The 20,276-nt window shown below is 60.8% G+C and carries 17 protein-coding genes, 1 tRNA gene and 1 pseudogene; 6 read left to right on the top strand and 13 right to left on the bottom strand.

The features are described from left to right. Positions 1–96: 96 nt before the first annotated feature. From B2696_RS05055 to B2696_RS05045, 3 genes are all read right to left on the bottom strand, one after another. A complete protein-coding gene (locus tag B2696_RS05055) occupies positions 97–300 on the bottom strand; it encodes a hypothetical protein (protein ID WP_075728790.1) in 204 nt (67 codons plus the stop codon). A 168-nt stretch (positions 301–468) separates the two neighbouring features. After that, positions 469–1,329 (bottom strand): hypothetical protein, encoded by an 861-nt coding sequence (locus B2696_RS05050; protein ID WP_286954282.1) that lies wholly within the window; start codon positions 1,327–1,329, stop codon positions 469–471. 105 nt (positions 1,330–1,434) lie between these two features. After that, positions 1,435–2,304: a GDSL-type esterase/lipase family protein gene (locus tag B2696_RS05045; protein WP_286954281.1), complete on the bottom strand. Its 870-nt coding sequence runs from the start codon at positions 2,302–2,304 to the stop codon at positions 1,435–1,437. 320 nt (positions 2,305–2,624) lie between these two features. On the opposite strand from B2696_RS05045, the gene B2696_RS05040 reads away from it, so the two are divergent. After that, positions 2,625–3,566, top strand: coding sequence for a methylenetetrahydrofolate reductase (locus B2696_RS05040; protein ID WP_286954280.1), 942 nt, complete (start codon positions 2,625–2,627; stop codon positions 3,564–3,566). Then, a complete protein-coding gene (gene metE, locus B2696_RS05035) occupies positions 3,563–5,839 on the top strand; it encodes a 5-methyltetrahydropteroyltriglutamate--homocysteine S-methyltransferase (protein ID WP_286954279.1) in 2,277 nt (758 codons plus the stop codon). Before B2696_RS05040 ends, metE begins: the two co-directional genes overlap by 4 nt. 72 nt (positions 5,840–5,911) lie before the next feature. On the opposite strand, the gene B2696_RS05030 is transcribed toward metE, so the two are convergent. Then, complete coding sequence (locus B2696_RS05030) at positions 5,912–6,547, bottom strand: HAD family hydrolase (RefSeq protein ID WP_286954278.1); 636 nt, start codon at positions 6,545–6,547, stop codon at positions 5,912–5,914. A gap of 99 nt (positions 6,548–6,646) precedes the next feature. Between B2696_RS05030 and B2696_RS05025 the strand changes: the two genes are divergently transcribed. The 3 genes from B2696_RS05025 to B2696_RS05015 all read left to right on the top strand — a co-directional run bounded on the left by B2696_RS05025 (position 6,647) and on the right by B2696_RS05015 (position 9,069). Next, positions 6,647–7,177 (top strand): peptidylprolyl isomerase, encoded by a 531-nt coding sequence (locus B2696_RS05025; protein ID WP_075728796.1) that lies wholly within the window; start codon positions 6,647–6,649, stop codon positions 7,175–7,177. 91 nt (positions 7,178–7,268) lie between these two features. After that, complete coding sequence (locus B2696_RS05020) at positions 7,269–7,913, top strand: rhomboid family intramembrane serine protease (RefSeq protein WP_286954277.1); 645 nt, start codon at positions 7,269–7,271, stop codon at positions 7,911–7,913. A 433-nt stretch (positions 7,914–8,346) separates the two neighbouring features. Further along, the gene (locus tag B2696_RS05015; RefSeq protein ID WP_286954276.1) at positions 8,347–9,069 is read left to right on the top strand and encodes a phosphatase PAP2 family protein; all 723 of its coding nucleotides are present in this window, start codon (positions 8,347–8,349) and stop codon (positions 9,067–9,069) included. On the opposite strand, the gene B2696_RS05010 is transcribed toward B2696_RS05015, so the two are convergent. The 9 genes and pseudogenes from B2696_RS05010 to B2696_RS11625 form a co-directional block, all read right to left on the bottom strand. Further along, positions 9,036–10,463: a diacylglycerol kinase family protein gene (locus B2696_RS05010; RefSeq protein ID WP_286954293.1), complete on the bottom strand. Its 1,428-nt coding sequence runs from the start codon at positions 10,461–10,463 to the stop codon at positions 9,036–9,038. The genes B2696_RS05015 and B2696_RS05010 overlap by 34 nt on opposite strands. Positions 10,464–10,636: 173 nt before the next feature. Continuing rightward, on the bottom strand, positions 10,637–10,909 hold the full coding sequence (crgA, locus tag B2696_RS05005) for a cell division protein CrgA (protein ID WP_276623724.1): 273 nt from the start codon (positions 10,907–10,909) through the stop codon (positions 10,637–10,639). A 121-nt stretch (positions 10,910–11,030) separates the two neighbouring features. Further along, the gene (pknB, locus tag B2696_RS05000) at positions 11,031–12,974 is read right to left on the bottom strand and encodes a Stk1 family PASTA domain-containing Ser/Thr kinase (RefSeq protein ID WP_276623723.1); all 1,944 of its coding nucleotides are present in this window, start codon (positions 12,972–12,974) and stop codon (positions 11,031–11,033) included. Between the two features lie 5 nt (positions 12,975–12,979). Beyond that, complete coding sequence (locus B2696_RS04995) at positions 12,980–14,494, bottom strand: serine/threonine-protein kinase (RefSeq protein WP_286954274.1); 1,515 nt, start codon at positions 14,492–14,494, stop codon at positions 12,980–12,982. Further along, a complete protein-coding gene (locus tag B2696_RS04990; protein ID WP_286954273.1) occupies positions 14,494–15,924 on the bottom strand; it encodes a penicillin-binding transpeptidase domain-containing protein in 1,431 nt (476 codons plus the stop codon). Before B2696_RS04990 ends, B2696_RS04995 begins: the two co-directional genes overlap by 1 nt. Next, positions 15,921–17,273, bottom strand: a complete 1,353-nt coding sequence (locus B2696_RS04985) for an FtsW/RodA/SpoVE family cell cycle protein (RefSeq protein ID WP_075728802.1) — start codon at positions 17,271–17,273, stop codon at positions 15,921–15,923. Before B2696_RS04985 ends, B2696_RS04990 begins: the two co-directional genes overlap by 4 nt. Then, a pseudogene (locus B2696_RS04980) lies at positions 17,270–18,571 on the bottom strand (PP2C family protein-serine/threonine phosphatase). The gene B2696_RS04985 and the pseudogene B2696_RS04980 overlap by 4 nt, the downstream one beginning before the upstream one ends. Then, the gene (locus tag B2696_RS04975) at positions 18,568–19,026 is read right to left on the bottom strand and encodes an FHA domain-containing protein FhaB/FipA (protein WP_286954272.1); all 459 of its coding nucleotides are present in this window, start codon (positions 19,024–19,026) and stop codon (positions 18,568–18,570) included. Before B2696_RS04975 ends, B2696_RS04980 begins: the two are co-directional and overlap by 4 nt. Positions 19,027–19,061: 35 nt before the next feature. Further along, positions 19,062–19,901 carry a DUF3662 and FHA domain-containing protein gene (locus B2696_RS11625; protein ID WP_276623720.1) on the bottom strand — a complete coding sequence of 280 codons (840 nt, stop codon included), beginning with the start codon at positions 19,899–19,901 and terminating at the stop codon, positions 19,062–19,064. Positions 19,902–20,090: 189 nt separating this feature from the next. Here B2696_RS11625 and B2696_RS04965 point away from each other — a divergent pair. Continuing rightward, positions 20,091–20,175: transfer RNA gene (locus tag B2696_RS04965), tRNA-Leu, on the top strand. Positions 20,176–20,276 lie beyond the last annotated feature (101 nt).

Here is a 20,276-nt window from a genome sequence, read left to right as displayed (position 1 = left end):
CTACAGTGATGACCCCGCACCGGAGTGTAGTGCGGGGTCTAAAGGTCAAGCAGGAAAAACGGGGTCTGAAGGGGAGGTTTGCCCGCTTGATGAGTTTTAGGTCAGGTGATAATTGGCTACGTCATAGCCATTGAACTCGCGTTCAACACCGGATTCATCGACAGACTTAAACTGCGTGCCATTTTCAATGGCGAAGCGGAGGTTATCCACGCGCTGCGAGGGGTCACCAACTACTGATCCGGCGGCGAAATAGCAGGTAGTGCCATCTTTGAGCTTGACAATGAGAGACTCAAAGCTCATCTCTTGACTCCTTAGGATCAGGGCTAAATACCCCAGAATTCAAGCAGCAACTACCCCCAATTGGCAAAGCAATGAGATCTAAACAACGCGGCGACTACCCCACGACGGGGGCGAGCGGTGTCGCCGCGTTGTACTCAAGTAAAGGTCTACTTGCAGGACTGGGGGCCGTTACTTGCCCTTATCTGTGCTTTCGTCGGTGTCTCCGGCGTCCTGAGCGTCCTTGGCGTCCTCGGGGTCAGCAGCGTCCTCATCTTCGGCATCGCTGCGAAGCTGCGCGAGCTGCTCATCGATGGATCCGAGAAGCTCCTCGTCGCGCTCGACGACGCTCTCTTCAGCCAAGTCCGACTGCGGCTGCACGGCTTCCTTGTCGTCCTCTCCGCTTACGGAGCTGTAGACCAAGGTGGAACCCGCAGCTGCGCGGTCGGCGCCGCCGGCAAACTCTTCCACCCGCGGCGGGACCTCGGAGGCTGGTTCCTTGCGCAGCCGCAGGAAGTAAAAGGCCGCGCCGAGGACGCTGAGCAGGGCGAGGATTGCAGCGACTGGCCAAGCCTTGCCGCGCTTATTCTTCTTGTTCAGCTTGCCAGTGAGCTTGCCGGTCTTCTTGGTGAGTTTCTTATTCACTTTATTAGCCGTGCGCTTGGCGGACTTGTCAGCTTCCTTGCTAGCTTTTTGGGCCTTCTTGAGACCTTGACGCGATGCCTTGCGGGTGGAGTGCTCGGCATCTTCGGCGCGTTCGCTGAAGTCCTTGCGCACCTCCACGAGGCGCTCGCCGGCCTCTTCACCACGGTTTTTTAGTTCCTCCAGGGCGCGCTCGAGGCGTAGGTGCGCGGCTTGGGTTACGTGCCCTGCCTGCTTGCGGGCCTCGCTGAGGATCTCATCGCTCTTGCCGTTGGTGGCCTGCGAGGCCTTGGCTGTTGCCTCCTCGAGCAAGGCATAGGATTCAAGGGCTTTTTGCTCGCGATAGTCCTGGAACTTGGACCAAGCCTTGGACGCCGCAGCAAGGGATGCGGAAACCACAGTCGGGTTCATAGGTGTGCTCCTTAAATCGGTAAATCGGTGACTCGGGGTTTATTCTTCGCTGAATTGCTTCTTTCGAGCGTAGTGCCACCAGGGTAGGCCCCGCCACAACTATTCTTAGCGCACGATGACGTTGTCGTTGAGAAGCTGGGCCACGCCGACGTTGCCGGCATGGGTAAGGTGCGCGCCAATGTTATAGGGCTGGGTGGATTCCACGCCGCCGGCCACCCAGCGCATGCTGTCGGGGGAACACATGTTGTGTGCCAGGGAAGCAGAGCGCAGATCGTAGTAGGAGACGTGGTTTTCTTGGGCGGTCTCGAACATGGTGAAGCTCAAGGTGTTCTCGAGTCCGCGCATGAGGGCCAGCGCATCGAGGTTGAAGCCCTGGTTGCTCGATCCCTCAACGCGAATAGGGCACAAGGCACCGTTGGCGGCGGAGATGGCTGGATAGGTCACAAGGGTTATCTTCGCGTTTGGCGCGGCGGCGCGGATCTTGTTGATGTCGCTGCGCAGGGCGTCTTTGTACTGGCGCCGGGTGGGATCGACGAGGAAGGCCGTTTGGGTGGTGTCATTGGCGCCGATCTGAATGAGGACATTCTTGGTTTCGGTTCCGACTGCCCCTCCCGCGATGGCGTGATCGACCTGTTCATATAGGTCTAGGCGGTGCGAGTTTCCGGAGGCAGAAGCCGCTGAGCAGGCGTAGTTGATGACATTCTGGCCCGAGATTCGAGCCAACTCGCGCGGCACGTTGGTATCGCCTTGAGGGCAGCCCTGAGGGCTGACGCCACCCGGCCGTGGGTTATTGGTGGGAAGGCTCGAGAGGTTTCCCTGTTGATTTTGTACCTGCTCAAGTGCCGGGTTGGCCAGGAAAGAGTCGCCGAAGGTCACGGTGTCGCCCGACTGCGCCGAAGCAGTGGTGGCAGTCAGGGAAGTCAGGGCTATAGCGGCGATGGTTACGGGGATAGAGATAAAGAAGAGCTTTTTCATGGGGTTTTGAGGATCCTCATTCCGGGGCTGCGTTTCACGGGGGATTATTTAATAGGTCCACTAATACTAGTCGCAGCTCAACCGCGGGTGTACACGGCCTGGAAACCTGCACCTTCAGGAGCTCCCTTAACAGACTATGCGGTGCACCTAACTAGACCGCTTAGTATGCAAGTGGCTAATTTTATTCACCTTGAAAATCCTCAACGGTGCAGGCAGTCGCCCCGCAAAGATATTACCTAAAAGTGTCGGCTATTTGCTGGGGCGCAACCTTGTTAGGTTTTCTCTCAAGCAAAACGCAATGACCTGCCAAGGAGGTGAACATGTCCCCGAGATTATCCGCATCTGTGCCACTAGACCATTTAAATGAATCCGAGGAGTTTTCCTCCTCTGCATCACAGCCACACAGCCGGGTAGCGCTGTCCTTTGAGGTGATTCCACCGCGTCATGACGCCGACGAGACCAAGGTAACCCAATTGTTGCGGGTCCTCGAGGCCTATAACCCGGACTATATCGCGGTAACCAGCTCCCAGAGATCGGGCTGGCTGGAGGGGACCGCCGCCTTTATCGCCCGGGTGGCGCAGGAAACCACGATGCGTCCACTCGCGCACCTGGCATGTACCGCAGGCACAGCTCAGGAACTCGATGGCTGGATAGACAAGCTCGTCGATTCCGGGGTGCGCGGCCTCTTAGCCCTGCGTGGGGACGTGCCGCCAGGGGGCATGCCCCCAGGTCACCTCCATCACGCCGATGAGTTGGTGCGCCTTATCCGCCGCAAGGAAGCGGAGCAGGCCGCACGCTTTGCGGCCGGACGCCTCGCAGTGGGCGTCGCCTGTTATCCCAATGGCCACGCCGAGTCAGCCAGTGCGGACGAGGACTTCGACGTCCTCCTGGCCAAGCAACGCTGCGGCGCGGATCTGGCCATCAGCCAGCTCTTCTTCGATGCCGAGGACTTCCTGCGCTTTAACCAAAAGGCACGGCTGGCCGGGGTGCGTATCCCGCTGATTCCGGGAATCATGCCGATGACAAGCATGCGGAGGCTGGAGCGAATGGGCCAGCTGTCCGGGCTGAAGGTACCTCCCCGGGTATCCGCAAGGCTCGCGGCAGCGACAAGCCCCGAAGAAGAACACGAAATCGGCATGGAGCTCACCGCTGAGCTCGCCCGCTCCGTCATCGACGCCGGAATCACCGGACTTCATATCTACACCCACAACAACGCCGAGGTCACCCAAGACCTCTTAGAAAGAATCGGAGTTACATCATGACCACGCCCTTCCCTAAAGCCACAATCGAGGGTTATCCGCGCGTAGGCGCCAATCGCGAGCTCAAGCGCGCGCTCGAATCCTATTGGGCCGGCCGCATCGATGCTGCCACCTTCGAAAGCGCCGCGCACGCCCTGCGCCTCGAGACCTATGCTCGGCTCAAGGAGCTAGGGCTGAGCGAGGACTATGCCATTCCGGCTGACGTGGCCTACTATGACCAGGTCCTCGAGACGGCCCTGACCATCGGTGCCCTTGGGGGCGAGAGCCTTGATGATGAGTTCCGTCTCGCTCGCGGTACCGCCCAGGCAGCGCCTTTGGAAATGACCAAGTGGTTCGATACCAACTACCACTACATCGTCCCAGAAATTGCAGATGAGCAGGGCTTTAGCCCGCGCCCCCAGCGAGTTATCAAGCTCGTGGATGAGGCACGCGCGGCGGGACACACCGTTCGCCCCTACCTGGTGGGCCCCGTTACGCTCTTGGCGCTGTCCAAGCCGGCGGAGGCCGCGCAGCGCCAGCCCCTTGAGCGCCTCGATGAGGCGGTGGACTCGTATATCGCCGTGCTTGCGGAGCTCCACGCCCAGGGCGTGGAGTGGGTCCAGTTGGCCGAGCCCGCTCTCGTGGCGGATCTTATTGTTGCCAGCGACGCCGAGCTGGCCGAGGCCCTACGCCGCGCCTATGGCCGCATTCTGGCCGCGGAGCAGCGCCCGCAGGTCTACCTGACCACCCCTTATGGCGCGCTACGCCAGGGCCTCGATGTTATCGACGAGCTGCGCCCCGAAGCCGTTCAGGTCGATCTCAGCGTGGGCACGTTGAACCAGGAACCCGGCTACCTCGAGCGGGTGGCCGAGCTGCACACCCACCTCGTCGCCGGGCTTGTTGACGGCCGCAATGTCTGGGCCGCAAACCTCCGTGACCTGCGCTCTAAATTGGAGAAGCTCCCAGCGGGAACCTCGGTGACCACCTCGGTTTCCTTGCAGCACGTACCCCACACGGTCGAGGTGGAGACCTCGCTGCCGGTCGACGTTGCCAGCTGGTTCTCCTTCGCCAACGAAAAGGTACAGGAGGTCGTCGCCTTGGCTGCCGGACCTTTGGAGTCCGCCGCGGCCTATGCCAAGGCAGATCGCGCCGTGCGCACCCGCGCCGAATCCGCCCGCACGCACGATCGCGCCGTCCAAGAGCGCACCGCGGCACTTCCCGGCGGCCAGGTAGCCAGGACTCCGGAGTTTGCCCAACGCAAGGAAATCCAGAAGGATTTGGACCTGCCGCTGTTGCCCACTACCACCATTGGTTCCTTCCCTCAGACCAAGGAGATCCGTGCTGCCCGTGCTGCTCACCGGGCGGGCACGCTTGACGATGCCGCCTATACCCAGGCGCTGCGCGCCGAGGTGGCCTCTGTCATTGACTTGCAGGAGCGCCTGGGGCTCGATGTTCTCGTGCACGGCGAGCCGGAGCGCAATGACATGGTGCAGTACTTCGCCGAGCTGCTAGAAGGCTTCGTGACCACCGAAAATGGTTGGGTGCAGTCTTATGGCTCGCGGTGCACCCGTCCGCCAATCGTCGTCGGCGACATCTCTCGCCCAGCAGCAATGACCGTCGAGTGGGCAGAGTACGCGCAGTCCTTGTCTTCCAAGCAGGTCAAGGGCATGCTCACCGGCCCGGTCACCATCTTGGCTTGGTCCTTTGTCCGCGACGATGTCCCGCAATCTGTCTCGGCGGATCAGCTAGGCGTGGCCCTGGCCGATGAGGTTCGTGACCTCGAGGAAGCAGGCATCGACATCATCCAGATCGACGAGCCCGCCCTGCGTGAGCTCCTTCCGCTGCGCGAAGAGGATCGCAAGGACTACCTGGATTGGGCTGTTCGTTCCTTCCGCCTCGTGGCCTTGGAGGCAAAGCCCTCCACCCAGATCCACACTCACCTGTGCTATTCCGAGTTTGGGCAGATCATCGAAGCCGTGGCCGCCCTCGACGCCGACGTCACCTCCATCGAGGCCGCGCGCTCGCGGATGGAGCTCCTCGAGGACATCGACGAGAAGTTCCACTCCGAGATTGGTCCGGGTATCTACGATATTCACTCCCCGCGAATCCCCGAGGTAGCTGAGATCGCAGAACTCATCCGCGCCGCACTCAAGCATGTTCCTGCCGAGCGCCTTTGGGTCAACCCTGACTGCGGGCTAAAGACCCGCGGCTACGCGGAGACCGAATCCTCGCTGCGCAACATGGTTATCGCCCGCGAGGAGGTCCTCGCCAGCCTCAAGGTGAATGCGCCCGCTTAATAAAGCGCCTGCTTAATAAAGATCGCGGTGACAACTAACTAAAGCGTGACAACTAACTAATGCCACGCTTTATTAAAAGAGCTCATCCAGGCTGGCGATGTCCCCGCTGCCATCGCGGCGCAGGTAGAGCGCCTGGAGTCCTGCCGCCTTGGCACCCTCGACATCGTTAGGCAGCGAGTCACCCACCATGAGGGTCTGGCTCGTTGCGACCCCCAACTGCGCGCAGCCCTTCATATAGGCCTCGCGCTGCGGCTTGGGGCAGGAGAGCTCGACTGTGGGAATCAGCAGGACGCCCGGCAAGTCTAGGCCGCCGGCGCGCAGCTTGGCCGCCTGCATCTCGCGTGCCCCGTTGGTCAATATTCCCACCTTCAGCCCGGCGGCCTGCGCCCGGTCAATCGCGCCCTTGGCATCAGGAAAGACCTGCCAGTTGCGGCGGTAGGCGGCGAGGTAGCCGGCGTAGAGTTTCAGCGCATCTTCCTCGCTGAGCTCGTTTCCCAAGAACTCCCGGCAGCGCCCGATTCGCTGTCCGCGGTGGGTTACCTCTCCCTTTTCATAGGCCGCGAACCACTTCTTTTCCAGCGCGCCGAAGCGTTCCTGTTGGCCGGTGGACAGTCCCAGTTCTTCGCACCACTCATCCAGGCCAGTGTGCATGGCGTGGGTGTGGTCCATCAGGGTGTCATCAAGATCGAAAAGTACGGCGCGCAACATGGCCTAAAGCATAGATGACCCAGATCGGGTGAACGATTGGACGCCTGATCGCTGTGGGCGTTATGTCCTTAACAGCGCGGGCGGGAGTAATTCCATACAATGGTCGTCATGACTCAGAAGACCGCAACTGCAACGATGCACACCAACCATGGTGACATTGTTATCGATCTCTTCGGTAACCATGCGCCGGTAACTGTTGAGAACTTCATTGGCTTGGCCACCGGCGACAAGGATTACGCCACCCAGAATGCAAAGGGCGAGCAATCCGGTCCTTTCTATGATGGCGCCATCTTCCACCGCATCATTGACAACTTCATGATCCAGGGCGGAGACCCCACCGGCACCGGCCGTGGGGGCCCCGGCTACCAGTTCCAGGATGAGTTCCACCCAGAGCTGCAATTCGATCGCCCCTTCCTGCTGGCCATGGCTAATGCCGGCCCCGGCACCAACGGCTCCCAGTTCTTCATCACCGTGGCGCCTACCCCGCACCTCAACAACCACCACACCATCTTCGGTGAGGTGACGGACCCGGCCTCCCAGAAGGTCATCTCCGAGATCGCCAAGGTTGCCACCGACCGTATGGATCGCCCGCAGGATGATGTCGTCATCGAATCCATCGATATCGCCTAAGTTCAGCACTTAAACCAGCTTTTCGCAGAGCCCGTCGCCACATCAGTGGTTGCGGGCTCTGCGTAGTTTTAGGAGCGAATAGGACACTGACATGAAAAACTATCTCAAAGGGGCCCCGGCGACAGCAGTCATCGCCGTAGCCTGCATCGCCGCCTGGTTAGCCTCAGCGGCTCAGGCTGGCACGCTGAACGCTCCCTACTATCGTTCGGAACTGGCGCTGGACTCGACCTTGTGGGGTCCTATGTTTGGCTCTGCGCCCTATACCGCAGTGACTTCTGCGTTCACTCACCTTGACGCCACGCACCTTGTGCTCAACATGGTGGTGCTTGTGTTTATTGGCCGCGAGGTGGAGTGTGCCGTAGGGACTGCGACCTATGTGGCCGCTTATGCCACTGCGGTCCTGGGATCTGCGGCCACAATCCTCTGGGCAGATTTTGATTCGCCCACGGTGGGCGCCTCGGGTGCGCTCTTTGCCCTCATGGTGCTGTTGATAGGTGTCTACCGCCATCGCGGGATGGATCTGCGTGCCCCCATTGTATTGGTGGCCGTCAATGTGGTTTATACCTTCATCGCCGGAGACGTCTCCTTGTGGGGGCATGCAGGAGGCTTATTCACGGGGCTGGTGCTGCTTCCCTTCGTCTTCGCGCGTCAGGCTCGTATTCGTGGGCTCGGCATTGGTGCAGTGGCAGCCGTGGCGATAGTGGCGCTTTCCTTTCGAGCTGGGCTTTGGGGATAACTCGGGCGTGTTATTCACCAAAACGCGTGTGCGAAAAGTTTCCACAATAGTTATCCACAATGTGGATAACTACATTTTTGTAATTTACCGAACACCTGAACGGAGTTTTCCCTGATCACGCAGGCTATTTATAGTAGGCGGAGATCAGTAGTGCCTTGTGGACACGGGTGAAAGAAGTTATCCACAGGGTGGGGATAACTCTGTGGAGAAAGAATTACACAGCTTTTCTCCACAGCCTGTGGATAACTTTTCTCCCATGCTGTGCACAGTGTCCCCAGAGGAGAAGAGCAATGCTGGATCTGTGGTGGGTAACCACTGTGGATTGCTGCGGAAGATAGTCCGGAGTGGCATGCCCGAAGTAGATAGACTGTGCAGATTGCTGGTTGGTTCCCCCCAAAGGTCCACAGTCGAGACAGGGTACAAGGAGGCTGAAGTGGCAAGAGATGAAGAAACCAGCCCCACGCCGGCTGGGCCTCCAATTAAGCTGCCTCCCGCATCACGCTGCGGGCTGGGGCTTGTGGCGCTGGTGCTCTATGGCCTGTTGTGGACAGGTTGGTCGCGGGAGTGGCCGTGGGTGGAAAAGATCGATGATGGCGCCTTGGGCTACTTCTATGCCCTAGCACTTAGCCACGGCTGGTGGGTGCCCCTCTGGGATGGGCTCAGCACGGTCTTTGCCCCGGGGCTGTGGCGCTTGCTCATTGTGCTGCCAGTGCTCTGGGAATGCTGGCGGCACCGCTATCGGGTTGCTGCATTTTTGGCGCTGAGCGTGTGGGGCTCTGGTCTGCTGAGCATGAGCGCGAAGGCCGTGGCAGATAGGCACAGGCCCTTCACACAGCTGGTTGAGGCAGACGGGAGCTCTTTTCCCTCAGGGCATGCTCTGGGCATGCTCGTGGTCATCGGAGCCCTGCTGCTTGCCTATTCGCGGTTGCTTGGCCCGAGGCTGCTGGGATCAAGGCAGGGTGCGCGTGCGCGCTGGGCGGTTATTGGCGCGGGGATAATAGTCGTCGCGCTCGTTGGCATCGCCCGAGTGGCGCTGAACGTGCACCATCCCTCCGATGTTCTAGCCGGATGGCTGCTCGGGGCCGTGTGGCTCGGCGCCTGCGCGTGGTTGTTCCCGCCGAATCAGCGTGGCCGGAAGACGGAGAGCACACGATAGTGGCTGTGAAAATCTAATTCGGAGAGTGCATCACCGAGTTCCCCGTCATAGGCCACGGGCGTGGGCGCACCGATTACTTCGCAGCGGAAGGCCGGGCGGTGCAGCTCATGGTAGAGCGGGCTGCGGTGCAGCCGGCCCAGCAGGAGCGAGCCCATGCAGCGCAGCCGAGAAAAAGGCCGGCCGATTTCCAGCAGGCGGACGTCGAGCAGACCATCATCGATCTCTGCGCGGTCCACGGGCGCAAAGCCGGAGGGACGGTAGACAGAGTTGCCTACGAAGAAGAGCGAGGCTTTCAAAGTCTTGTTGTCGTAGCGGATCTCAATGGCATCATCTTCCTTGAGAACCTGCCATGCCGCGATGACAGCGGCTAAGGCCCTGCCCAGCTTCTTTTCATAACGCTCCCGGATTGCCACAAAGCGTGGATATGCACCGATGCTCGCGGTGTTGAGCAGAGTTTTCTCACCGTTGAGGGTGACTACGTCCACGCGCTGCAGGGTTCCTTCGCGCACGGCGGCGATGGTCTGCTCCGCAGTGGGGCAGGCTATCTGCTTGGCAAAGTGATTAAACGTACCCGCGGGGAAGACCGCGAGCGGGATACCGGCGGCTAGAGCCTGGCCAGCGGCAGTGGCAACGGTGCCATCCCCACCAGCGATGCCGAGTACCTGGGCGTCCTGCGCGGCGGCGCGAAGCACTGCTTCCACATCATCATCATCCGGCTGCAGCACGATGGTCTCCGCGCTGGGGAGTTCCTGGTTTATGTGCTTGAGAATGCGATCGCCCTTCCCGCCGCCGGAGGCGGGATTAATCACCACGACGAGGCCCTCGCCTTGCGGGCGTTTGTCCTCCTGTTCCCAGAGCGGCTCAGTGCGGGTCTTTTCTTTAGAGGCCACCGGGGGAAAGATCTTTGCGCCGAGGGCGGCTATCACCGCACCAATGCCCCAACCGGCAAGAACATCGCTGGGATAGTGGGCGCCGGTATAGACGCGGGAAAAGCCCACGAGGCCCGCAACGGCACCCAAGGCCGTGCCTAGGGGTGGGCTTTCCAGTGCCGCGCCGGCGGCAAAGGCCGCGGCACTGGCGGAATGGCCGGAAGGAAAAGAACTCGAGCTGGGGTAGCGCGGGATACGGCGAGCCAGCGGCACTGAAGCGTGGCCGGGCCGCGTGCGGCTCCATGAGCGCTTCGCCGCCTGATTGGCCACGAGGCTGGTTATCGCCACGCTGATCACACCGCGGGTGGCGGCTCTCTTCCACGCCGACTTGCGGGTGAGAGCCATAGCGCCTGCGAGGCCCACCCACAGGCGGGAATAATTGGCCGCCTTAGTCAGGGGCGGCAACACCGCGTCTAGTACCGGGCTATCGGCGGAAGCGATGGCCTCGAATACATCGTGGTCCATGCGTTGCAGCCCGTCGAGGACCTCGTTAATTTCTGCACTCTCGCGCCGAATTTTCACCCTCTGATCCTTTCAGAGCATTGACCTCGCTACCATCCACCGATGGTCCCTGCGAGGCCAGACCCCGTGAAGGAGCAGCACTGCGGTGAGTGTGGGAGTTTGGTGCTAGCCGGGAACTAACGCCAGCCCATAGTCATGAGCAGGCCAATGATGGCCAGGCCAAAGCCGATGCCATAGTTCCAGGGGCCGAGCTCCTGCATGAAGGGGATGGACTCCCCGGCGAGGTAATTCACAACTAGCCACAGCAGGCCGAGGATCATCAGGCCGAGCATGATGGCGAGGTACCACTTCGGGGTACCCTGCGAATTGATCTTGACCGGGGTGCGGTTAGCGGGGGTTCCGGAAGGGCGGGAAGCACCGGAGCCGGGAGTGATTTTTGCCTTTGGCATCAAAGCACCTTTAGTTTCTGGTTGATGTAGATATCTGATGTAGATATCTGACGTAGGTATCTGACGTAGATATGTGACTGTGTTTCTTAACTGAAAGAGAGTTTAGCAGCGGCTAAGACGCTCATAACAGGGCCGCGGGATCGAACCTCCACAGGCGCACCTCCACCGGATCGCTCTTGCGGATGGTTGCCCCCTGATTCACAGAGGCCCAGCCGACCTGGTTGTTGTCCACCAAAGCTCCAGTGGGGATTGTTTCACCGACGGTCCAGGAGCCTTTCCACCCGGCGTCGGAAAGCGCGCGCTTGGCATCGGCCTCGCTCATGTGGACGAGGTTGGGGGCCGTCATGAGCTGGTTGTTGGAGACATCAATGGTGACGGTATCGCCCGCCGCCAGCTTCTCGCCGCGGTTAGTCATGGAGATGACGCGGTTCTCCGGCTCCTGGGAATCGACCATGCGCACGTTAACTTGGAAGCGCATCTCCTCCAGGGTGGATACCGCGCGGTCGCGGTCCATGCCGGTCACATCCGGCACCGTGAAGGTCTCCTTGCCCTTCGATACCGTGACGCGAATCTTGGAGCCCTTGGACAGCTGCGAGCCGCCGGCGGGATCCTGGGAGATGATCTGCCCAGCAGGGGCGTCGTCGTTGGTCTCACTGACGTTGTCATTGAGCAACAGACCGGCCTCACTGAGCGCGGCCGAGGCCTCCTGGAGGGTCATTCCGGTGACATCGGGGACGTCGGTAGTCTCCTTGCCGGAGGACACAGTCAGGGTCACAGAAGAGTTCTTCTGCAGCTCCGAACCGGCGGCCGGATTGATGCGGATGGCATTGCCACGCGCAATATCGGGATTGGGCTCCTCGTTGACAGTGACGAGCAGGCCCAGGCCCTCGAGCTCCGAGACCACTTCGGCCCGGGGCCTGTTCTCAACCTCGGGGACGATGACGGCTGCGGGATTGCTTGTCGATGTCCCGTCCGACTGTTGCTGCCCACCCCCGCCAGGGCCCCACAGCGCCCACGCAAAGTAGCCAGCAAGAATGACGAGAATGGCGGCCAAGGCGATGGCCAGCCACTTCATCCAGCCGCCGCGGTGCTCTTCTTCCTCATCCTCGTCTTCGCTGGGACGGGTGGAGGCGACTGGGGCGCGATGGGAGTTCGCCGCAGCGAGAACGCTCGTGGCCGGTGCCGAATCCTCCGGGACGTGCAGGCGTGCGGCCTGCGTTACCTGCCCGGCGGCCAGCCGCTGGAGATCCTGGCCCATCTCCCACGCGGATTGATAGCGATCGGCAGGGTGCTTGGCCATGGCCGTGAGGATGACCGCATCGATGTTGACGCGCTGGGTGGGGGTCAAGGAGGGGTCTTCGATAAGCTCTGAAGGCGGTGTCGGATCCTCCTGGACGTGCTGATAGGCCACCGCAAAGGGGGTCTCGCCCGCAAAGGGTGCCTGGCCCGTGACGGCCTCGTACATGACGCAGCCCAGGGCATAAACATCGGAACGGGCATCGGCGGGTTTGCCGCGGGCCTGCTCAGGGGAAAGATACTGGGCGGTGCCAATGACCGCGGAGGTCTGCGTCATCGCCGAGGTGGAATCATCCAAGGCGCGGGCGATGCCGAAGTCCATGACCTTGACCTGGCCGGTATTGGTCAGCATGATATTCGCGGGCTTGACGTCGCGGTGAATGATGCCGGCCTCGTGGGAGGACTGCAGGGCATCGGCGACAGACGCGAGGATCCCCGCAGCCTCTGCGGCGGGCAGGGGACCACCCTCGCGCAGGATGTCGCGCAGGGTGCGGCCGTGCACGAGCTCCATCACGATATAGGGCAGGGCGATACCGTTGTCGTCATATTCGCCGGTATCAAAAACGGAGACGATATTGGGATGGTTGAGCTTGCCTGAGTTCTGGGCCTCGCGGCGGAAGCGCTCCCGGAAGTTGGCGTCATGCGCCATCTCGGGGCGCAGTACCTTGACGGCGACCTGGCGGCCTAGAACGGTGTCTTCGGCCTCGTAGACCTCGGACATGCCGCCGGATCCGATGACCTTGCCGAGCGTATAGCGGTTATTAGCCATGGACTCTAGGCACCTCCTGTGGGGAATACTTGATTAAGAAAATCCTCGGCCGCATTTCCGTTGAGTCCCTGGTCACCGGGGGTAGTGGCCGGGGAAGTAGGGGTGACGGTGGGCAGATCCGGGGTCGGTAGCGGGGTAGGGGTATCCGGCTCCGGCGGCGGAGAGGTGGGCCGCGTGGGGTTGGTAGGGCTAGGTGAAGGCGTGTGCGGGGTAGTAGTCACGGTGACCTCCTCGCGCGGGGTCTTTTCCTGGGGAAGCGAGGGTCTCGTCGTCGGCTCGATGTACTCGGTGACAACGATGGAGGAAGGCGGGGTAGAGGTAGAACTCTCCCCGGAGGATCCACCAATGTCGAGCATGCGGGCCAGCGCAAAGCCGCCCACGGCCAGCGCGGCAACCACCGCGGTGATGAGCAAGCCCAGCCCAAAGGTCTTGCCGGTGCTGCCCTTGCTGCTCTTATGTTCTTTGCTGGCTGTTCCCACGCCCGCGGCTTGAGCGGCGCGGTGGGAGGAAGTATCGGCGCGCCGGGTATCTGCCCCCGGCGCAACCGCGCGCTGAGAATCGGTGGGAAATACCGTGGTCGGCTGAGCGACGCTCGCGAGCATCTCCGTCGATGCGGTGGGCGAGGGTTCCTGAGCAATCGAGTTCATTGCGGCGGAGGCAGGCTGCGGAGGGCGCTTGCCTGCGCGCACGGCGGCGATGGCGAGTGCAAATTCATTGCCATCGAGGAAGCGAGTGCTGGGGTCCTTGCGCAGAGAAATCCCGATGAGCTCGCGCGCCGGGGCGCTGATGGTCGTGGACAAAGCTTCGGGGGCCTGGCTGATATGGGCCAAGGCCACCGAGACCGAGGAATCGCCGGTGAAGGGGCGCTTGCCTGCGAGCATTTCATAGCCCACGACGCCGAGCGAGTACACGTCAGAGGCTGGCGTGACATCCATGCCCTGCGCCTGCTCGGGGGAGACATACTGCGCGGTGCCGACGACCATTCCGGTCCTGGTCAGGGGCACGGCAGCAGCCGCCTTGGCAATGCCGAAGTCGGTGATCTTCACCTGACCATTTTGGGTAATCATGAGGTTGCCCGGCTTGATATCGCGGTGCACCAAGCCCATGCGGTGAATAACAGCCAGGCCGTGGGCGGCCTGCTCCATGACATCGAGCGCTAAAGGTTCGGCTAACGCGCCCTCCCGGGCGAGGAGATCGGCCAAGGATTCGCCGCGGACATACTCCAAGGCCATGAAGCAGAAGGTGCGCCCATTGTCCTCGAGCTCGCGGTAGTCATAGGTGGCCACGACGTTCTCAGAGCTGATGGATTCGGCCGATTCCGCTTCGTTGCGGAAACGGCTCAAGAACTCGTCATTGTCGGAGAATTCGGGGCGCAGCACCTTGATGGCGACCTCGCGGTCATTATTCGTGTCATCGGCCAACCACACGGTGGACATTCCGCCATGCCCAATGACCCACTGCAGGCGGTAGTCATCTCCGATGAGCTCCTGCAGATGTTCCTTGTTGTCGGGGCTACTCACTATTGCTCACCTCCATAAGCGCGCAAGATGGCACGACCGATGGGCCCGGAGACCCTGCCGCCGGTGGCCGCGGAACCCAAGGTGCCGCCGTCCTTGACTACGACGCCGACCGCGATATCCCGATCCGGATCGAAGGCTACGTACCACACGTGTGGTGGTAGGCCTTCCCCGTGCTCGGCGGTACCGGTCTTGGAAGCGAAAGAGTTGCCATCGTAGGCGTAGGTCGAATGCTCGGAAGAAAACATCAGCTCCTTAATCGTGGCGGCGACGTCTTCCGTAACAGCCTGCGTGGCCTCCTTGGGTTGGGTGGCGCGTACTTCATTCATTTGGGAGTCCGTGATGCGGTCCACCAAGAAGGGTTCCATGCGCTTGCCACCGTTGGCGATGGTCCCTGCCATGACTGCAGCCTGGAGAGCAGACATGGTGACATCGCGCTGGCCAATGGCCGACTGAGCGGTAGAGGCCCCATCCGCGAGGTCTCCCAGGCTGCCCGGTGAGGTATCGACGCCGAGGTTATAAGACTCGCCGACGCCGAAGGCATTGGCGTACTTGCGCAGCTCATCCGCACCAAACTTCTCAGACATCTCGACGAAGGCGGTGTTGCAGGAATAGGCAAAGGCGGTGCGCAGATTCACAGAGTCCGCACCGGCGCACTTCTCGTTGCCGTAGTTGGTCAACTGCGTGACTGTGTCCGGCAGCGTGACAACGTTGGCACCGGTCAGGGTGGAATCCGGGTTAAAACCGTTGTTGAGCGCGGCGGCTGTGGTGATGATCTTGAAGATCGATCCCGGGGGCAGCGTGTCTTGAGTTGCGTGATTGATAAGCGGCGAACCTTCGGCCTGCTGCAAGCCGGCCCAGGCGTCGTCCGAGTTCTCACCCATCAAATCGTTGACGTTGTAGCCGGGTGTGGAGGCCATGGCGAGGATCCTGCCGCTGGAGGGCTGGATGGCCACGGCGGCGCCGTCATAGCCCGGTTGCGCGAGCTGATCGTAGGCCACCTGCTGGAGGTAGGGATCGATGGTGGCCTCGACATTCGCGCCGACCGGCGGCTTGCCGGCGAGGGAATCGAGCCAGTTGCGGGTCAACAGCGAATCATCCGTGCCGTTGAGGATCTCATTCTGGGAGGCCTCAAGCTGGGATGCCCCGAAGCGCTCGGAGAGGTAGCCGGTGACATTGGAGAAGGCCGGTGAGTTGGTGGGATAAGAACGCGAATACAGGCCCTCGGCATCAGCCGTGGATTGCGCTAGGACTGTGTCCTTGGCATAAATCTGGCCCCGCGGAGTGGACTGCATGGCCAGGTACTCGCGCATGTTTTTGGGATTCTGCGCGTACTTCTGGTCCGAAAAGACCTGGACGTTGGTGAGATTGATCAACAACAGCGCGCTGAGAATGATGGAAAACAGCGAAACGAGGCGGATGGACTTGTTCATCGTTGTGCCTCCTGGACGGCTGGGAACATGGAGGTATCACTCGGCAGGTTGCTCGAGGGTTTCTCCGCTGGACGTAGTGCGGCGTTAGAGATGCGGAGCAAGATAGCCAGCAAAACGTAGTTTGCCATGAGTGAGGAACCACCCGCGGACATGAAGGGCGTAGTCAGACCGGTCATCGGCAGCATCGCAGAGATGCCGCCAGTAACCACGAAGACTTGTACCGCCAGCGTCAGCGAAAGCCCGCAGGCCACGAGCTTGCCATAGGAGTCGCGGGCGCGCAGGGCGGTGATGAAGCCGCGGGAGACCAGCATGCCAAAGAGAATAAGCACGGCAGCCAGCCCGATGAGCCCGAACTCCTCACCGATGGCGGCCAAAATGAAGTCCGAATGCGCCACAGGGACGATCTCCGGGTGGCCCTTGCCCAGTCCCGAGCCAGTTATACCGCCCGAGGAGAGGCCGAAGAGGGCCTGGGAGAGCTGATAACCGGTACCGTCATAGTTGGCAAGGGGATCGAGGAAGTTGGAAAAACGCTGCTGAATCTTGTCGGAGATTTGGTAGATTCCGGCGCCGCCGATGACCACGAGCAAGATTCCGATGATCAACCAGCTGACCCGCCCGGTGGCGATGAACAGCATGCCCAAAACGGTGACGAAGAGGAGCAGGGCAGGGCCAAAGTCATTGGATACGCCCATGATGACGATGGCGATGGCCCACACCACCAGGATGGGAGCCAAGTCCCGCAAGCGGGGTAGGGAAAGGCCCAGGAACTTATAGCCGGCCACGGTGAACAGCGAGCGCTTCTGTACGAGCAGCATGGCGAAGAAGAGGATCAACAAGATTTTGGAGAACTCGCCCGGCTGAATGGAAAATGGTCCCAGCCACAGCCAGATGCGTGCATCCACCCCGGGTGGCTGCGGCCATACGAGCGGCAGGGCCAGCAGCACGAGCCCTGCGGCACCGAGCACGTAGGAATAGCGCGTCAACGAGCGGTGATCCCGCAGCACCACGAGGACGAGGATAAACAAGATGATGCCGACGATGGTCCACATCACCTGACGTACCGCGAGCCCTCCGTCGTTGGTGAGATCGAGCCTGGCCAGCATGATGAGCCCGGTGCCGTTGAGCACGGCGACAATCGGCAGCATGAACTGATCGGAATAGGGCGCGAGGAAACACAACACAAAGTGGGCCACGGCAAAAACGCCGATGAACCCGCCGATGAGGTAGAGCACCTCAAGCGTTAATACGTTGCCCTGAGAGAGCTCCAGGCTCACCAAGGTAATGGCGAAGACCAAGGTGGCCAGGATTAATAAGCCCAGCTCTGTGCCGCGGCTGAGGATCCTTTTCATGAGCGTACCTCCCGGCAATTGACCCCTGGTGCAGGCTTTAGCGCGGTATCACCTTGCTCGCCCTGGTTACTTGGGTTTGCTTGACCATCCTTCGCTTCTGCAGTGTCTGCTTTCTCAGCATTGTCCTTGTTGGCCGCGCTGTCTTTATCACTCGGCGCGGTGATACAAGCCTTCAGTGCTTTGGCGGACAAGCGCGTGAGTTGAGTCTGTACCTCCTCATAGGAACCCGCCGGCAAGTTGGCAACAGCGCTGCGCTCGGACTCCGGGAGATCGGAGACCTTGAAAGCGGTGTAGTCACCGCTGCAGTCCTCTGANNTCCTTGCCAAAGAGCGAAAAGTCCGCGCCCTTGTGGATGGTGAGAGCCTCGGATTCACCCACGGCAACGTAGTAGTTGTTGTCGAGGTACTTCTTGGCCCACACGCCCCCGCCAGCTACCAAGGCGAGGATCACGAGCAATAAAAGAATGATGCGCCAGAGGTTGAGGTTCCGCCGGCGCCGAGTCTTGTCAGGTTTTTCTTCCGCATCCTGTTCATCTTCCACAGGTTCCTCGCTGACTTGCGTGGCTGGAGGGATGACCTGCGGGCGACGCGTGAGCTTGGCGGCGCGGCTGGCGGCGGAATCCGGGTGCGTAGGTTCGGGGGCTTCCCCGGCGAGGGCACCGGCGGTGACGGCGGAGGTGGTTCCTGCGCCGTCGACGATTTCGGCGAGGACGATGGTGACATTATCCGGACCGCCCGAGCGCAAGGCCAGCTCGATGAGTTTGGTTGCCGCCTCTTCCAGGGTGCCCTGGGAAAGAACGAGCTCGATGGTGGAGGAGGTGACAGGATCGGAGAGTCCATCCGAACACAGCAGGATGCGATCCCCCGGCTTGGCGTCAAGCATGAAGAGCGTCGGCTCCACGGAGCGCCCCGTATAGGCCTTAAGGATGAGTGACTTCTGCGGGTGGGAGGAGACGTCCTGCGGATCGAGCTTGCCCTCATCAACGAGGGATTGCACGTAGGTGTCATCCTTGGTGATCTGCTGCAACTTGCCGTCACGCAGGCGGTATCCCCGGGAGTCCCCGACGTGGCATACGCCGAATTCCTTGCCGTTGAACATCAGGGCGGTCAGCGTGGTGCCCATGCCCTCNNGTGCTCGAGGTGGGTGACCATGAGTTGCGAGGCAACTTCGCCCGCGGCGTGGCCGCCCATGCCGTCGGCGAGGATCAGTAGGTGCGGGCCGGCATAGGCCGAGTCCTCATTGTTGTCGCGGACGAGGCCCCTATCGGAGGCCGCGGTGAATTTTAAACTGTAGGTCATGCCATTAACCTCACGGTTGTGCGTCCCAGTTTGATGTCGGAGCCGACCCCGACGCGCTCAGGTTGGTCAATGCGCACGCCATCCACAAAGGTGCCGTTGCGTGATTCTAGGTCCTCAACGAACCATTCGCTGCCCCGGCGGAAGAGGCGTGCATGGTGGCCGGAGGAGTAATCATCTCCGGTGACGAAGTCACAGTCAGGCGCGCGGCCCATGGTGCATTCTTCGAGCGTGCCCAGTTCCATGTGGGAGCCCTTGAGCGGGCCTTCCGCGATCGATATCTGCTTCGCCGCTTCCCGACGCCGCGGTGCCTTAAAGGCCGACCCCGGCGACATGGTCTGCGAGGCGCCGGCGGCTTGGTTGGTGTCCCGGCGCATAACGTTCAAGGCCACCAGGATAAAAAGCCACAAGAGTGCCAGCAGACCAATTCTTAATGCGAGCAGCACGGCCGAATCCATGGCGAGACCCCACCCTTCCTCAATAGTTTCTTCTATTAGTATTTCTGCGAATCGACGCCCGTGATGCGGACCTCGATGTGCGAGTGACCCACCGTGATGACGTCGCCATCAGCGAGGAGCCAGTTCTCTATAGGTGTGTCATTAACGGTAGTGCCATTGGTTGATTGCAGGTCAACCAAGACAGCGTCATGGCCGTCCCAGGTGATCTCTGCGTGCTGCCTTGACACTCCCGTGTCCGGCAGGCGTAGATCTGCATCATTGCTGCGTCCAATAATATTTGAACCCTCTTGCACGTGGTAAACGCGCGAGGATCCGTCCTGCAACATGAGGTTAACAGCGGGCCCGGACACCTCCGGTGCGGGCTGCTTCTCGGGCGCAATGAACGTGGTGGTGGCAGCCTCCGCGGCCGTATGGTTGTGCGGCTGGGACTGGGTCATGTGGTCCTCCTGACCTTCTTCTTCGTGGAAAATTGCGTCGAATCCAGTTTCTTCGGTGGGTTCATGATCGATGAAGGAGGACACTCGAAGCTGGCCGGTGCGTAGTCCTGATTCCTCCGCGATACGGATGATGACGGGCCCAGCCAAGGACCAGCCGCTGTTGCGAACAAAGCGGCTGAACTGATCGGCGAAATCGGAAGGCAGCTCGCGGTTCTGGGAGAGATTCTCCAAGTCCTTTGAGGATACTCCCACGGTAATGACGTTGGGGCTATAAAGATTGTCATCCTCGCCGCGCGCCAAGTTGTCCTGGGCCTCCTGCTTGAGGAGTTCCTCGATTTCCTCGGGGACAACCTTGCCGCCAAAGACATAGGCCATGCCGTTATCTAGGCCGCGCTGCATTGCGGAATCCAGCCTCGCCAGCTTTTCTAAAAGTGCCACGAACTGTCCTCCTTTCCCATAGCAGCGATCATTATAAGGGCTATACCTAGTTCAAACGTAGCCTTCATAGGTGAAGTTCCCAGTATTTCCGGGCAGCAATACCCAGATATTTTGCATTTGCCAGCGGATTTGTCATTAGTTTGTGTGAGCGTGCTATCTTTATCTAGTCGCCAAGACATTCAATACCCTGCCCGGGTGGCGGAATTGGCAGACGCGCTGGCTTCAGGTGCCAGTGTCCTTATAGGACGTGCGGGTTCAAGTCCCGCCCCGGGCACAACTTTCAATCCCGAGACACCGCTTCTTCAGCACAGTCTCGGGATTTTTGCGATCTTCGGCCTTCACTGTGAACAGTGGGGGCTAAGGAGCAAAAAGTGT

It is taken from the genome of Corynebacterium sp. UBA4397 (assembly GCF_002390965.1).
In the GTDB taxonomy this organism is placed as follows: Bacteria; Actinomycetota; Actinomycetes; order Mycobacteriales; family Mycobacteriaceae; genus Corynebacterium; species Corynebacterium flavescens.
This window is presented reverse-complemented; position numbering and strand designations above follow the sequence as displayed.